The 13729-nt window shown below is 73.2% G+C and carries 15 protein-coding genes; 3 read left to right on the top strand and 12 right to left on the bottom strand.

Annotated features, from left to right (window positions below; translation table 11 throughout):
- Nucleotides 1-164 precede the first annotated feature (164 nt).
- The 8 genes from PED38_RS09385 to PED38_RS09350 all read right to left on the bottom strand — a co-directional run bounded on the left by PED38_RS09385 (nucleotide 165) and on the right by PED38_RS09350 (nucleotide 8207).
- Nucleotides 165-614, bottom strand: coding sequence for a Fur family transcriptional regulator (locus tag PED38_RS09385; RefSeq protein ID WP_063070951.1), 450 nt, complete (start codon nucleotides 612-614; stop codon nucleotides 165-167).
- The gene (locus tag PED38_RS09380) at nucleotides 611-1537 is read right to left on the bottom strand and encodes a metal ABC transporter permease (protein ID WP_063070950.1); all 927 of its coding nucleotides are present in this window, start codon (nucleotides 1535-1537) and stop codon (nucleotides 611-613) included. The genes PED38_RS09385 and PED38_RS09380 overlap by 4 nt, the downstream gene beginning before the upstream one ends.
- Entirely contained in the window at nucleotides 1534-2445 is a 912-nt protein-coding gene (locus PED38_RS09375; RefSeq protein WP_270980961.1) for a metal ABC transporter ATP-binding protein, read from the bottom strand. The genes PED38_RS09380 and PED38_RS09375 overlap by 4 nt, the downstream gene beginning before the upstream one ends.
- Complete coding sequence (locus tag PED38_RS09370) at nucleotides 2442-3392, bottom strand: metal ABC transporter solute-binding protein, Zn/Mn family (RefSeq protein WP_270980960.1); 951 nt, start codon at nucleotides 3390-3392, stop codon at nucleotides 2442-2444. The genes PED38_RS09375 and PED38_RS09370 overlap by 4 nt, the downstream gene beginning before the upstream one ends.
- Before the next feature lie 82 nt (nucleotides 3393-3474).
- Complete coding sequence (locus tag PED38_RS09365; RefSeq protein ID WP_063070947.1) at nucleotides 3475-4866, bottom strand: dihydrolipoamide acetyltransferase family protein; 1392 nt, start codon at nucleotides 4864-4866, stop codon at nucleotides 3475-3477.
- A gap of 42 nt (nucleotides 4867-4908) precedes the next feature.
- Entirely contained in the window at nucleotides 4909-5874 is a 966-nt protein-coding gene (locus tag PED38_RS09360; RefSeq protein ID WP_063071037.1) for an alpha-ketoacid dehydrogenase subunit beta, read from the bottom strand.
- 83 nt (nucleotides 5875-5957) lie between these two features.
- Nucleotides 5958-7070, bottom strand: a complete 1113-nt coding sequence (locus PED38_RS09355; RefSeq protein WP_063070946.1) for a thiamine pyrophosphate-dependent dehydrogenase E1 component subunit alpha — start codon at nucleotides 7068-7070, stop codon at nucleotides 5958-5960.
- Nucleotides 7071-7079: 9 nt separating this feature from the next.
- Nucleotides 7080-8207: a pyridoxal phosphate-dependent aminotransferase gene (locus tag PED38_RS09350; RefSeq protein ID WP_081234861.1), complete on the bottom strand. Its 1128-nt coding sequence runs from the start codon at nucleotides 8205-8207 to the stop codon at nucleotides 7080-7082.
- A 70-nt stretch (nucleotides 8208-8277) separates the two neighbouring features.
- On the opposite strand from PED38_RS09350, the gene PED38_RS09345 reads away from it, so the two are divergent.
- On the top strand, nucleotides 8278-8670 hold the full coding sequence (locus tag PED38_RS09345; protein WP_063071035.1) for a phage holin family protein: 393 nt from the start codon (nucleotides 8278-8280) through the stop codon (nucleotides 8668-8670).
- Nucleotides 8671-8678: 8 nt separating this feature from the next.
- Here PED38_RS09345 and PED38_RS09340 read toward each other — a convergent pair whose 3' ends face one another.
- Together PED38_RS09340 and PED38_RS09335 are read right to left on the bottom strand one after the other, a co-directional pair.
- Nucleotides 8679-10052: a hypothetical protein gene (locus PED38_RS09340; protein ID WP_270980959.1), complete on the bottom strand. Its 1374-nt coding sequence runs from the start codon at nucleotides 10050-10052 to the stop codon at nucleotides 8679-8681.
- Nucleotides 10049-10381, bottom strand: coding sequence for a hypothetical protein (locus tag PED38_RS09335; RefSeq protein WP_063070944.1), 333 nt, complete (start codon nucleotides 10379-10381; stop codon nucleotides 10049-10051). The genes PED38_RS09340 and PED38_RS09335 overlap by 4 nt, the downstream gene beginning before the upstream one ends.
- Nucleotides 10382-10511: 130 nt before the next feature.
- Between PED38_RS09335 and PED38_RS09330 the strand changes: the two genes are divergently transcribed.
- Nucleotides 10512-11039 carry a low molecular weight protein-tyrosine-phosphatase gene (locus tag PED38_RS09330; RefSeq protein WP_063070943.1) on the top strand — a complete coding sequence of 176 codons (528 nt, stop codon included), beginning with the start codon at nucleotides 10512-10514 and terminating at the stop codon, nucleotides 11037-11039.
- Nucleotides 11040-11051: 12 nt separating this feature from the next.
- Nucleotides 11052-12434, top strand: coding sequence for an adenylosuccinate lyase (gene purB / locus PED38_RS09325; RefSeq protein ID WP_063070942.1), 1383 nt, complete (start codon nucleotides 11052-11054; stop codon nucleotides 12432-12434).
- 157 nt (nucleotides 12435-12591) lie between these two features.
- Here purB and PED38_RS09320 read toward each other — a convergent pair whose 3' ends face one another.
- A complete protein-coding gene (locus PED38_RS09320) occupies nucleotides 12592-12861 on the bottom strand; it encodes a hypothetical protein (RefSeq protein WP_063070941.1) in 270 nt (89 codons plus the stop codon).
- Nucleotides 12862-12863: 2 nt separating this feature from the next.
- Nucleotides 12864-13538, bottom strand: a complete 675-nt coding sequence (locus PED38_RS09315) for a DUF308 domain-containing protein (RefSeq protein WP_270980958.1) — start codon at nucleotides 13536-13538, stop codon at nucleotides 12864-12866.
- Nucleotides 13539-13729: the final 191 nt, after the last annotated feature.

Raw genomic sequence — 13729 nt, 5'->3', positions numbered from 1 at the left:
AGTTACCGTAGGGCGAGACCGCCCTACCCAAGATTTCTTGTCGGCACGCCGGATCCCGGATCTCGATGAGGAGGGGGATCGGCGCACGTGCGAGCGGATGAGCCGCTCGGCCAAGGGTCGAGGCTACGCGACGACACGCCCGGACGCAAGCCGGGAGCCCGGGATCATGCGGATGCGGGGGCCTCGGCGGTGCCGTCTGCGGGCGCCTCCGCGGCCTGGGCCTCCGCCGCGCGGCGCGTGCACTCCGCGCAGAGCCCGAAGACGTCGACCACGTGGCTCGGCGCCGTGAACCCGTTCTGCGCGGCGACGTCGTGCGCCCACGACTCGACCGCGTCCGCCGCGATCTCCACGGTCTTGCCGCAGACGCGGCAGATGAGGTGGTGGTGATGGCCGCCCGTGGCGCACGTGCGGTAGAGCGCCTCGCCGTCGGGTGACTGCAGCGAGTCGGCGTCGCCCTCCGCGGCGAGGTCGCCGAGCGCGCGGTACACGGTGGCGAGGCCGATGGGCGATCCCGCGTCGTGCAGGCGCGCGTGGAGCCGCTGCGCGCTCACGAAGTCGGACGATGCGTCCAGCGCCTGGCGCACGGCCTCCCGCTGCCACGTGTTCCGCTTCATGCCCGTGCCCTCCCGGCGGGCGATCCTCCCCGCGCAGACAGGGTACGCGCACCGCCCGACCTCCCGGTGCGCCCGCGGAGGGCGTCGACGCTGCGGCAGACCAGGTAGATCGCGAACGAGATGGTGGTGACGTACGGGCTGATGGGGATGCTGCTGCCGAGCGCGAGGAGGATCCCGCCCACGATGCTGGTCAGCGCGAACAGCACGCTGAGCGAGACGACCACCCGCGGCGTGGACGAGACGCGCATCGCGGCCGCCGCCGGCGTGACCAGCAGCGAGAGCACGAGGAGCGCGCCGACGATCTGGATGGACACCGCGGTGCCGAGCCCGAGCAGCACCATGAACACGATCGAGAGCAGGCGCACGGGGATGCCGCGCGCGGCCGCCACGTCCGGGTCGACGCTCGCGAACATCAGCGGGCGCCACACGACGGCGAGGCCGAGGATCACGACGGCGCTGATCGCGACGAGGTAGCCGAGCTGCGGGCTGTCGACCGAGACGATCTGGCCCGTGAGCAGGCCGAACTTGTTGCTGGCCCGGCCGTCGTAGAGCGCGAGGAACAGGATCCCGAGGCCGAGCCCGAACGGCATGATCACGGCGATGATCGAGTTGCGGTCCTTCGCCCGCGTGCCGAGCACGCCGATGGCGATGGCCGCGATGAGCGAGCCGACCAGCGATCCGGCGACGACGTTCACGCCGAGCAGCAGGGCGGCCGCGGCGCCGGCGAACGAGAGCTCGCTCACGCCGTGCACCGCGAACGCGAGGTCGCGGGTCATCACGAACACGCCGATGAGGCCGCCCACGACACCGAGCACGGCGCCCGCGATGATGCTGTTCCGCAGCAGCGCGACGAGCGCGCCGTAGTCGGAGAAGTCGAACAGGCGCGACCAGAGATCGCCCGTGTCGGCGAGGAGGTGGATCACGCGGCCCTCCCGTCGGCGGCGGAGCCGTCCGCGGAGCCGGAGCCCGCGGCGTCGGCCGAGGAGGCGTGCACGCCGTGCGACCCGTGGTCGCCGTGCTCGTCGTGCTCCTGGTCGTCGTGCGAGTGGTGGTCGTGCGGGTCGTCGGGCGAGCCGACCACCACGATGCGCCCGCGCACGCGCACCACGTCGACGGGGGTGCCGTAGAGCGAGCTGAGCACCTCGGAGTCGAGCACCTCGTCGGGCGTGCCGATGCGGAAGCGCCCGCCCACCAGGTAGAGGACGCGGTCGACCATGTCGAGCACGGGGTTGACGTCGTGCGTCACGAAGACGACCGCCGCGTCGGTCTCGCGCCGGTGACGGTCGATGAGCTCGCTGACGACGCGCTGGTGCGCGAGGTCGAGGCTGAGGAGCGGCTCGTCGCAGAGGAGGAGCCGCGGATCCGACGCGAGGGCCTGCGCCACGCGCAGCCGCTGCTGCTCGCCGCCGGACAGCGACGCGACGGGCGCGTCCGCGTAGGCCGTAGCGCCGACGGCCTCGAGCAGCTCGTCCACCCGGGCGCGCTCGGCCCGACGGCTGAGGGGCAGCCCCCACCGATGCCCCGTGACGCCGAAGCCCACGAGATCGCGCGCCCGCACGGGGGTGGACGCCGTGATGAGCTTCTGCTGCGGGATGTAGCCGATGCGACGCGCACCGCGGCGCACCGGCTCGTCGAGGAAGCGCATCTCCCCCGTCGTGAGGCGCTGGGCGCCCAGGACGGACTTCAGGAAGCTGGTCTTGCCGGATCCGTTCGGGCCCAGCACCGCGACGAACTCGCCGGGTGCCACGTCGAGGTCGAGCCCGCTCCAGAGGGTGCGCGCGCCGAACGACAGCGTCGCGTCCCGGAGGCTCAGGACGGGAGCGCCGGTCACGATCCCTTGATGGCGGAGGCCACGGCGTCGACGTTGGCGGTCATCCACTCAACGTACCCGCTGCCCGCGGGCAGGTCGGCGGGCAGCGTCTCGGTGACCGGCACGACGGGCACGCCGGCGGCCGTCGCCGCGGCGACGACCTGGTCGGTCGTGGCGCCCGTGGTCTGCGCGTTGTAGACGAGGGCGGCGACCTTCTTCTCCGAGAACAGCGCGAGCGTCTCCTTCAGCACGTCGGCGGGGACGTCGGTGCCCTCCTCGACGGCCTCGCTGAACTCGTCCGGCGTGCGGTTCTCGAGGCCCATGGCGCTCGTCATGTACAGCGGCACGGGCTCCGTGATCGCGACGCCCTTGCCGGTGCCGGCGGGCTTCGCGGCGGCCTCGGCGTCGGCGATGCCGTCGAGCTTCGCGGTGAACGCCTTCTCGTTGGCCTCGAAGGCGGGCGCCCCGGACGCGTCGGCCTTCGAGAAGGCCTGCTCGATCTGCTCGGCGAGCTTCTTCATCGTGGGCACGTCGTACCAGACGTGCTCGTTGAACTCGCCCTCCGCCGGCTTCTGGTCGTAGCCGGAGATGTCGGCCGCGTTGAGGAGGACGGGGCTCTTGCCGCCGGGGAGGGCCTTGATCATCGTGTCGACGAAGTCGTCGTAGCCGCCGCCGTTCTGGATCACGACGTCCGCGGTGGAGAGCGCGAGCTGGTCGCGCGAGGTGGCCTGGTACTCGTGCGGATCCTTGTCCGGGCTGTCGATGATGGACGTCACCTTCACGGCGTCGCCGCCGATCTGCTTCGCGATGTCGCCGTAGACGTCGGTCGAGGCCACGACCTCGAGCGAGCCGCCGGACGCGGATGCCGTCGCGTCTCCGGACGGGGAGGCGGATCCGGATGCGCAGCCCGCGAGCGGGACGGCGAGCAGCGAGGCGGCGAGCAGGGCGGTGATGGGGCGTCGGTTCATGGATCCGAGATTACGGTATTGATAACCGGTATCACGACCACGGCGCCCCCGCTGTGGAGTCGCGGGAGGCGCCTCGCCCGCCTCACTCCAGGAGCAGCGCCGGCTCCTCGATGATGCTCGCGACGTCCGCCAGGAAGCGGCTCGCCACGTCGCCGTCGACCACGCGGTGGTCGAAGCTCGCGCCGATGGTGGTGACGAAGCGGGGACGCACCTCGCCGTCGACCACCCACGGCTTCTGCTTGATGGTGCCGAGCGCGACGATCGCGACCTCGCCCGGGTTGAGGATCGGCGTGCCCGTGTCCATCCCGAAGACGCCGATGTTCGTCAGCGTGATGGTCCCCTGGCTCATGTCCGCCGGGCTGGTCTTCCCGTCGCGGGCCGTGAGCGTGAGCTGCTCGAGCGCGCGGGCGAGCTCCAGCAGCGACATCGACTGCGCCTCCTTGACGTTCGGCACCACGAGCCCGCGCGGCGTCGCGGCGGCGACCCCGAGGTTCACGTAGTGGCGGACGATGATCTCCTGGTCGGTCCACGAGGAGTTGACGGTGGGGTTCCGGCGGACGGCCCAGATCATCGCCTTCGCCATGATGAGCAGCGGCGAGACCTTGACGCCGGCGAAGTCGGTGGACGCCTTGAGGCGCTTGACGAACTCCATGGTGCGGGTGGCGTCGACGTCGACGAAGAGGCTCACGTGCGGCGCCTGGAACGCGCTCTGCACCATGGCCGCGGCGATGACCTTGCGGACGCCCTTGACCGGGATGCGGTCCTCGCGCGCATCCGGCCACTCGGGCGTCTCGATGTTCTTGAAGACGCTGGCCTGCTGCGCGGTGCGGATGACGTCCTCGCGCGTGATCTCGCCGACGAGGCCGGTGGCCTCGACCTCGGCCAGGTCGACCTCGAGGTCCTTGGCGAGCTTGCGGATGGGGGGCTTCGCGATGATCGGCACGGCCGACGCGGCGGGGACGGACGCCGGGCGCGGGGCTCGCGCCGCGGGGGCGGCGATCGAGGAGGCGGCGGGGCGCGCGGGGGCGTCGCCCGGCTCGGCCCGGCGACGCCGGCTCGCGACCTTGCCGACCGTGCCGTAGCCCACGAGCACGGCGCCCGAGGTCTCCTCGGCGGCGGGTGCGGGAGGCGCGACGGGCTCGCGGTCCTCGATGGCGGTGTCGTCCTCGATCACCGTCTCGCCCGGGAGCGCCATCTGCGCGGGCGTCTCGGCCGGGCCGGAGACGCCGGGCGAGCCCTGCGCGATCGCGATGATGGGCGTGCCCACCTCGACCGTCTGCCCCTCCTGCACGAGGAGCCCTGAGACCGTGCCCTCGAACGGGCTCGGCAGCTCCACGAGCGACTTCGCGGTCTCGATCTCGACGATCACCTGGTTGAGAGCCACCCGGTCGCCCGGCTGCACGCGCCACGAGACGATCTCGGCGTCGATGAGGCCCTCGCCCACGTCGGGCAGGGTGAACTGGGAATCAGCCATCGTGCGGGTCCTCTTCTCCGTGCCGCGGGGCGGCGGGGCGTCTTAGTAGGCGAGCGAGCGGTCGACGGCCTCGAGGATGCGATCGGCATCCGGGAGGTACAGCGTCTCGAGCTTCGCGGGCGGGAACGGGGCGTCGAAGCCGGAGACGCGGATCACGGGCGCCTCCAGCGAGTAGAACGCCCGCTCGGTGACCGTGGCCGCGATCTCCGAGCCGACCGACACGTGGCCGGGCGCCTCCTGCGCGACGACGAGGCGGCCCGTGCGCTGCACGGACTCGAGGATGGGGCCGTAGTCGACGGGCGACAGCGAGCGCAGGTCGACGACCTCGACGCTCGTGCCCTCCTCGGCGGCGAGCTCGGCCGCCTGCAGCAGCATCGAGACCATGGCGCCGTGGCCGACGAGCGTGACGTCGGTGCCGGAGCGGACCACGCGGCTCTCGTGCAGGCCGATGCCGGGAGCGGAGAAGTCGACCTCGCCCTTCGGCCGGTAGCGCGCCTTCGGCTCGAAGAACATGACCGGGTCGTCGCTCCGGATGGCCTCCTGGATCATCCAGTAGGCGTCGTGCGGCGTGCTCGGGCTCACGACGCGGAGGCCGGGGGTGTGCGCGAAGTACGCCTCCGGGCTCTCCTGGTGGTGCTCGATGGCGCCGATGTGGCCGCCGTAGGGAACGCGGATCACGACGGGCATGCGCATGGCGCCCTCGTGCCGGTTGGTGATCTTGGCGAGCTGGCTCGTGATCTGGTCGAAGGCCGGGTAGATGAAGCCGTCGAACTGGATCTCGCACACCGGCCGGTAGCCGCGCATCGCGAGGCCGATGGCCGTGCCGACGATGCCGGACTCCGCGAGCGGGGTGTCGATGACGCGGCGGGCGCCGAAGTCGCGCTGCAGGTGCTCGGTGATGCGGAAGACGCCGCCGAGCGGACCGATGTCCTCGCCCATGAGCAGGACCTTGTCGTCCTCCTCGAGCGCGCGGCGGAGGCCGGCGTTCAGGGCCTTGGCCATCGGCATGCTCTCGATGCCGGCGGGGGCGCCGTCGGGGCCGGCAGCTCCCGCGGCCCCCGCGGTCGCCTCGGCGCGGTCGATGGTGTCTGTCATCGGGTCCCTCCCAGCGAGGCCTCGTAGCGCTCGAGCCACTCGCGCTGCTCCGCGGTGACGGGGTGCGGATCCGAGTAGACGTGGTCGAAGATGCCCGCGAGCGGCGGGCCGGTGAGCTCGATGGTGCGGCGGCGGACGTCGGCGGCGAGGTCCTTGGCCTCCTCGTCGATCCCGTCGAACAGCGACTGCGGCGCGCCCTGGTTCCGCAGGTAGGCCTCGAGGCGCGCGATCGGGTCCTTGGCGACCCAGCCCTGCAGCTCCTCGTCGGTGCGGTACTTCGTGGGGTCGTCGCTGGAGGTGTGCGCGCCCACGCGGTAGGTGAGCGCCTCGATGAAGGAGGGGCCGCCGCCGGTGCGCGCGTCGTCGAGGTGCTTGGCCGTGACGGCGTAGCTCGCGAAGACGTCGTTGCCGTCGACCTGCGTGCTCGGCACGCCGAAGCCGCGCGAGCGGAGGTAGAGGGGCGTGCGCGACTGCGTGGTGACCGGCACCGAGATCGCCCAGTGGTTGTTCTGCAGGAAGAAGACCTGCGGGGTCTGGAAGCTGGCGGCGAAGACGAACGCCTCGCTCACGTCGCCCTGGCTGGTGGCGCCGTCGCCGTAGTAGGCGATGACGGCCGTGTCGCGATCCGGGTCGCCGGTCGCCACGTCGCCGTCGAACGCGACGCCCATCGCGTAGCCCGTGGCGTGCAGCGCCTGCGAGCCGATGACCAGCGTGTAGAGGTGGAAGTTGCCCGCAGCCGGGTCCCATCCGCCGTGCGTGACCCCGCGCATGAGGCGGACGATGTCGACCGGGTCGATGCCGCGGATGAGGGCCACGCCGTGCTCGCGGTAGGCGGGGAACACGTGGTCCTGCGGGCGGGTGGCGCGGCCGGATCCGACCTGCGCCGCCTCCTGGCCCGTGCTCGGCGCCCAGAGGCCGAGGTGGCCCTGGCGCTGCAGGTTGGTGGCCTCGAGGTCGAACGCCCGCGTGAGGCGCATGTCGCGGAGGAAGCCGCGATGGTCGTCCTCCGTGAGTCGCTCGAAGTACGGGAGGAACTCCTCGGCGGAGTCGCTCGGTGCGAGCTCGCCCGCGGGGGTCAGGAGCTGGACCGTCACATCGCTTTCCGGCATCGTCCCAACCTACCGGCGCGCCGGGTGGCCCTCCGGCAGCCCCCGGACAATTCCCGCCGACGCGTTCAGTAGCTTCCGGACAGAGGCGGGCTCGCCGATCGTGACGCGGATGCCCTCGTCGGCGAAGGCGCGCACCACGAGCCCCGCGGCGGCGAGCTGCGCCTCGACCTCCGCGGTCTCGGCGCCGGTCGCCAGCCAGACGAAGTTGCCGTGCGGCCGCGGGACCTCCCAGCCCTGCTCGACGAGCGCGCGCCAGGCCTCGTCGCGGTCGCGGGCGAGCACGGCGACGCGCTCCAGGAGCTCGTCCTCGTGCTCGAGCGACGCGAGCGCCGCGTGCTGCGCGTGGCCCGTGACCGACAGCGGGATGGCGGCCGAGCGCGCCGCGTCGAGGATCCGCGGGTGCCCCACCGCGTAGCCGATGCGCAGGCCCGCGAGGCCGTACGCCTTGGAGAAGGTGCGGAGGACGACGAGGTTCGGGTGCTCGGCGAGGAGGGACATGCCGTCGAGGGCATGCTCCGCCGCGACGAACTCCCCGTAGGCCTCGTCGAGGAGCACGAGCACGTCGCGCGGGACGGCGGCCAGCAGGCGCTCCAGGTCCGCGCGCGTCACCAGCGTGCCCGTGGGATTGTTCGGCGTGCAGACGATGACGACGCGCGTGCGGTCGGTGAGGGCGGCGATCATGCCGTCGACGTCGTGCGAGTGGTCGGGCAGGTTCGGCACCGGCACGCCCGTGGCGCCGGCGACCGTGATGAGCGTGGGGTACGCCTCGAAGGAGCGCCAGGCGTGCACGACCTCGTCGCCCGGGCCCGCGGCCGCCGTGATGAGCTGCGAGAGGATGGCCACCGAGCCCGCGCCCGCGTGCACGTGGTCGACCGTGACGCCGAAGCGCTCGGCGAGCGCCGTGCGCAGCAGGGTCGCGCCCGCATCCGGGTAGCGGTTCACGTCCCGGACCCCGTCGATGCGCGCGAGCACCGAGGGCAGCGGGTCGAACGGGTTCTCGTTGCTCGAGAGCTTGAAGTCGTCCTCGCCGGCGGGCTTGCCCTGGCGGTAGGCGACCATGGCGGCGATGGCCGGACGGAGCCGGACGGGCGCCGCCTCGCCGTCGGGCGGGGCGGGGGCTGCGGGGTCGGAGGTCACCGGACGATCCTACGGTCGCCTCGTGCGCCCGATCATGGCCCGTCCCGCGGCCGTCTGCGAGGATCGGGGCATGTCCCGATTCCTCGTGCGCGTGGTCGTCAACGCGGTCGCGCTCTGGCTCACCACGCTCCTCGTCTCCGGCACGACCGTGACGGCCTACGAGCCGGGCGACGCGACGGCCACCGTGCTGACGTACCTGCTGCTCGGCGCGATCTTCGGCGTCGTGAACGGCGTGATCGGCACGGCCATCCGGATCGTCGCGTTCCCGCTGTACATCCTGACGCTCGGGCTCATCGCGCTCGTCGTGAACGGCCTGCTCTTCCTCCTCGTGGGGGCGATCTCGGGCGGGCTCGGCTTCGGCCTGACCGTCGACGGCTTCTGGTGGGGCGTGCTCGGAGCGCTGCTGATGGCGTTCTTCAGCTGGCTGGTGGGCCTCGTGCTGCGTCCCGTGACCCGGGTCTGACCCGCGGCTCATCGCGCCCGCTCCGGGCGGACGGCTCCCGCGGCCGACGACGACGCCTCCGGAACCCGCTCGGCGCGGTAGAGGTGGGCGGAGATCGGCGTGGCGCCGTCGAGGAAGCGCCGGAGCTCGCCACGCTCCCGGACGAGCTGCGGCGAGCGCGAGGCGTCCATCTCCGCGGCCGTGGCGCGGTACGTCGGCAGCTGATGCGCCGAGAGCGGATCCGCCCGCTCGGCACCGAGCGCCGCCGGGGCCCGCACCACGACGTCGTCGCCGCCCGCGCCCGCGGACGAGCGCGCGCCGCCGAGCGGCGGCACGGGATCGTCGGTGTGCTCGACCGCCACGCCGCCGATGCCCTGCCGGAGCGGCAGCTGGCCCACCGGGGAGCCGAGGGTGAGCTCGTGCGTGACGTGGAACGCGGGGTCGTCGCCGACCGACCGGGCGAGGATCCCACCCTGCGAGTAGCCGACGACGTAGACCTCGTCGGTCGCGGACGCGCCTGCGTCGCGGAGCGCCTCCTCCGCCGCGCGGACCGCGGAGCCGCGCTCGGTGGCGAGCGCCGCGACGGCGGAGGACGGACCGAAGTCGTCCGGCACGGACCCGGGGAGGAGCGTCTGCATGCCGCCCAGGTACGCGACGAAGCGGCGGCCCCCGTCGGGTGCGCGATACGCCTCGATGCGCATCTGCGCGGCACCGGGCACGGGATCCGGGATGCGGTCGGTCAGCTCCTGGAAGGTCGTCGGGGCGGGCCGCGGCGCGACGGGCCGGGCGCGGACGACCGCCGGACCGTCGTGCAGGATGCCCACGGCGCCGAGCAGCAGCATCAGTGCCGACGTCGCCTCCCGCGTGCCGTCGTCGCCGGGAGGTCGGTCGGGCAGGGACCGGGCGGCCGCGGCCGCCACGTCCGACACCGCCCCGCGGAGGATGGAGGGGAGGAGCAGACGGCCGGGCCCGTCGGGGTGCGAGACGAGCGGGGCGACGATGCCCACCAGCCGGAGGAGGTCGCCCCACGACCGGCCCGTCTCGGCGGCCAGCTCCCCGAGCCCGCCCCCGTCGTCCGCGGCTCCCCCGGTGCTCTCGGGCGACGCGGATCGCACGCAGCGGTCGGCGTCCCGCTCCCCGTCCGCGTACTCGGCTGCCGCGCGGCGCAGGTCGCCGGCCAGCCCGTGCGCATCCTGCGCCGCCGAGGACAGGAGCCGGCGCGGGAGGTCGAGCGCCGCGTCGTGGACGCCCGTGACGTCGGAGACGAGCGGAGGGAGCGCGAGGGCCTGCGTGTGCTCCTGCAGGCGACGCGCGGCGCCGGCGAGGAGGGCCGCCATGTGCAGGAGGTCGTCGGTGGCGACGACCGTGGTGGTGCCGCCGGTCGTGACGGTGAGGTCCGTCATCGCGGGGTCACCGGGCAGCCGGGGGCGGATCCCGGCGCGGGGTGCGCATCGTGCAGGAGCCCGGCCGCCAGGCGGACCTCGCCGGCGAGCCGGTCGAGGGAGACGACGAACGCGTCGTGCGCCATCCCGGACCAGGAGGGGTCGTCCCGGCAGACGGCGATGTCGCGGCTCGTGCGCTCCACCTCCTCCGCCAGCGCCCGCAGGGCGTGCGCACGCCCGAGCGCCTCGGCGCGCAGCTGACCCGGCGTGCCGCCAGCCGGCCCGCTCGGGCTCCCGCCGAGCGCAGCCGGCTGCTCGTGCGCACCCCCTCCGACCGCGTCCTGTCGCACCTCGTCTCCTCTCTCCGTGAGGCGCGCATCCTCCCGCGATCGGCGCGCGGGACCGCACGCGTGCCTGCCACCCGGGGACGAACGGGCCCCGGGGGATGTGGGGAGGGGGCGCAGCCGACAGAATGGCCGCATGGGAGCCCCCGCCTCTCCGGATCCGACGGCTCCACCCGTCTTCCGGATCGCCTTCGTCTGCACCGGCAACATCTGCCGCTCCCCGATGGCGGAGGTCGTGTTCCGCGACCTCGCCCAGCGGGCCGGGTACGCCGACCTCGTCTCCGTCACCAGCGCGGGCACGGGCGACTGGCACGTGGGCGAGCAGGCGGACGCCCGCACCCTCGCCGCGCTGGAGCGGAAGGGGCTGTCGGGATCGGCCCACCGGGCCAAGCAGTTCGACCCCGGGTCGCTGCCGGAGCTCGACCTCGTGGTGGTGTTCGATCGCGGCCAGGAGCGGATCCTGCGCCAGTGGGCCCGCACGGAGGCGGACCGCGCGAAGGTGCACCTGCTGCTGTCGTTCGATCCTCCACAGGCCCACCTGCGGGACGTCCCCGACCCGTACTACTCCGACGCCGCGAGGTTCGACCAGGTCCTTGACATGATAGGTCGTGCCTCCCGGGCCCTCCTCGCGCAGGTGGAGCCCGGCATCCGTCCCCCCAGCTAGGAGATCGTCCGCATGAGCCCGTTGCCCCCGCAGGTGCTGAGCCCCCTCGACGGCCGCTACGCCCCCGTCGTCACCGAGCTCGGCGAGCACCTCTCGGAGGCGGGCCTCAACCGGGCGCGCATCCACGTCGAGATCGAGTGGCTCATCCACCTCACCGACCGGTCGCTCCTCTCCTCCTCCCCGTTCTCGGACGAGCAGAAGGCAGCGCTGCGCCGGGTCGTCGCGGAGTTCGGCCAGGAGCAGATCGACGCGCTCGCCCGCGTCGAGGCGGTCACCCGTCACGATGTGAAGGCCGTCGAGTACTTCGTGCGCGACCGCCTCGCGGAGCTCGGCCTCGGCCACGTGGCGGAGCTCACCCACTTCGCGTGCACGAGCGAGGACATCAACAACCTCTCCTACGCGCTCGTCATCGACCGCGCCGTGCGCGAGGTGTGGCTGCCGAAGCTCGTCGCCGTCATCGGCGCGCTGCGCGAGCGGGCCCTCCTCTTCCGCGACGACGCGATGCTCTCCCGCACGCACGGCCAGCCCGCCACGCCCACCACGCTCGGCAAGGAGCTCGCGGTGTTCGTGCACCGGCTCGAGCGCCTCCGGGCCGACGTGGAGGACGTCGAGGTGCTGGGCAAGTTCAGCGGCGCCACCGGCACGTTCGCGGCGCACCTCGCCGCCGACGCCCACGTCGACTGGCCCGCCGAGTCGCGGGCCTTCGTCACGGGTCTGGGCCTCGTGTGGAACCCGCTCACCACGCAGATCGAGTCGCACGACTGGCAGGCGGAGCTCTACACGCGCATCGCCCACGTGAACCGGGTGCTGCACAACCTCTGCACCGACGTGTGGACCTACATCTCCATGGGCTACTTCCGGCAGATCCCGCAGGCGGGGGCCACCGGCTCGTCCACCATGCCGCACAAGATCAACCCCATCCGGTTCGAGAACGCCGAGGCCAACCTCGAGCTGTCGGACGCGCTGCTCGACTCGCTCGCGTCGACCCTCGTCACCTCGCGGCTGCAGCGCGACCTCACCGACTCCACGACGCAGCGCAACGTGGGCGTGGCGCTCGGGCACTCGCTGCTCGCGCTCGACAACATCGGGCGCGGGCTCCTCGAGATCGACGTCGACCGGGCGCTGCTCGCGGCCGACCTCGACGCGAACTGGGAGATCCTCGGCGAGGCGATCCAGACGGTCATCCGGGCGGAGATCGTCGCCGGCCGCAGCTCCATCAGCGACCCGTACGCGGTGCTCAAGGAGCTCACGCGCGGCAAGCGGGTCGGGCGCGACGAGATGCGGGCGTTCGTGTCCGGCCTCGACATCGGCGACGCCGCCAAGGCGCGTCTGCTCGAGCTGACCCCGGGCGGCTACGCGGGGCTGGCGTCGCAGCTGGTCGACCACATCCTCTGATTAGGGACGCCGGGACCCGCGTCGCGGCACGGGTCCCGATGCACGTCGGCGGAGCGGATCGAGCCGGCGCGGAGCGCTCCAGAGCGGAGCGCTCCAGAGCGGAGCGTGCCGGAGCGGAGCGTGCCGGAGCGGATCGACCGGGATGCGATCCGGGCGATCAGTGGCGCGTCGGCCGGTCCGGGTGGTCCTGGTCGTCCATGTCCTGCAGCTCGTCGCGGTTCGGCTTGAACGACAGGGCGAGCATGGCGAGCATCACGAGGGCGCCGATGAACGCGACGCCGGTGAAGACGACCACGACCGTCCACGACTGCGCGTCGCCCGGCCGGGTGCTGAGCGCGACGATGAGCCCGACGAACGCGGCGAGCGCCGCCGCGATGCCCAGCAGCTCGGCGGGGCGCATGCGGTCCTTGCGGATGTTGGAAGTCACGGTCAGCTCGCGCTCTCGGTGGTCCGGGGGGCGTCCGCCGCGGAGGTCGCGGCGGGCGTGGAGGTGCCCCATTTCATGCTCAGGGCGGCGATGACCAGGAAGACCCCGACGATCGCCGCATAGGCGCCCAGCAGGCCGACGGCCACGACCGGGGCGGTGAGCTGGCCCTCGCGCTGCTCCACGCCGCCGTACGGGACGACGAGGTCCGGCGGGACGAGCAGGAAGGCGACGGCGAGGACGACGGTGAGCGCGCCGGTGGTGATGGCGTCGGTGGCGCCCGGTACGCGACCGCGCGAGCGCAGGCCGGCGACGAGCTCGAGGAAGCCGGTGACGACGGCCCAGACGCTCACGACGTAGAGGAGGACGAGCACGCCGCCGTCGCGCGCGAGCAGGGCGGCGACGCCGGCCACGACCGTGAGCGCGCCCTGGGCGATGGCGTTGGTGCGCAAGCGCGCGGCGGGACCGCGGAGGGCGCGGGCACCGAGGCCCGCGGTGATCAGGCCGGAGAGGATCGCGAAGATGCCGAACGCCACGAGGCCGAGGGCCGGCGAGTGGTCGCTGGAGAAGGTGATGAACGCGGCGAGCGCGAGGGCGGGCAGTGCTCGGAGGAGCAGCACGGGCCAGTACGCCGCCCGGAACGTCAGCTCGTCCTGGGACACGGCACCCTCTCTCTCCATCCGGGCCAGCCTACCCGGTGGGTTCCTGGGCGGATGCTCGGCCGCGGGCCCGCGGCGACGCTCCCGTCGGGCTGGCCTAGGCTCGGTGGGTGACGAGTCCCCTGCCCCGTCTGGCCGCCGTGGCGGTCGGCGCGGTCGTCGGGCTCGCGGTCGTGTGCGCCGTGGGCGTGGCCAGCGGGATCGTCTACGCG

The organism is Clavibacter sp. CT19 (genome assembly GCF_027858075.1).
In the GTDB taxonomy this organism is placed as follows: domain Bacteria; phylum Actinomycetota; class Actinomycetes; order Actinomycetales; family Microbacteriaceae; genus Clavibacter; species Clavibacter tessellarius_A.
Note: the sequence above shows the minus strand (reverse complement) of the source record. Positions and strands in the feature narration are given on the sequence as shown.

What these genes read in the sequence shown, in the direction of transcription:
- PED38_RS09385 (WP_063070951.1), bottom strand. Translation starts at nt 614, where the DNA reads ATGAAGCGGAACACGTGGCAGCGGGAGGCCGTGCGCCAGGCGCTGGAC.
- purB (WP_063070942.1), top strand. Translation starts at nt 11,052, where the DNA reads ATGAGCCCGTTGCCCCCGCAGGTGCTGAGCCCCCTCGACGGCCGCTAC.
- PED38_RS09340 (WP_270980959.1), bottom strand. Translation starts at nt 10,052, where the DNA reads ATGACGGACCTCACCGTCACGACCGGCGGCACCACCACGGTCGTCGCC.
- PED38_RS09330 (WP_063070943.1), top strand. Translation starts at nt 10,512, where the DNA reads ATGGGAGCCCCCGCCTCTCCGGATCCGACGGCTCCACCCGTCTTCCGG.
- PED38_RS09365 (WP_063070947.1), bottom strand. Translation starts at nt 4,866, where the DNA reads ATGGCTGATTCCCAGTTCACCCTGCCCGACGTGGGCGAGGGCCTCATC.
- PED38_RS09355 (WP_063070946.1), bottom strand. Translation starts at nt 7,070, where the DNA reads ATGCCGGAAAGCGATGTGACGGTCCAGCTCCTGACCCCCGCGGGCGAG.
- PED38_RS09345 (WP_063071035.1), top strand. Translation starts at nt 8,278, where the DNA reads ATGTCCCGATTCCTCGTGCGCGTGGTCGTCAACGCGGTCGCGCTCTGG.
- PED38_RS09315 (WP_270980958.1), bottom strand. Translation starts at nt 13,538, where the DNA reads ATGGAGAGAGAGGGTGCCGTGTCCCAGGACGAGCTGACGTTCCGGGCG.
- PED38_RS09370 (WP_270980960.1), bottom strand. Translation starts at nt 3,392, where the DNA reads ATGAACCGACGCCCCATCACCGCCCTGCTCGCCGCCTCGCTGCTCGCC.
- PED38_RS09360 (WP_063071037.1), bottom strand. Translation starts at nt 5,874, where the DNA reads ATGCCGATGGCCAAGGCCCTGAACGCCGGCCTCCGCCGCGCGCTCGAG.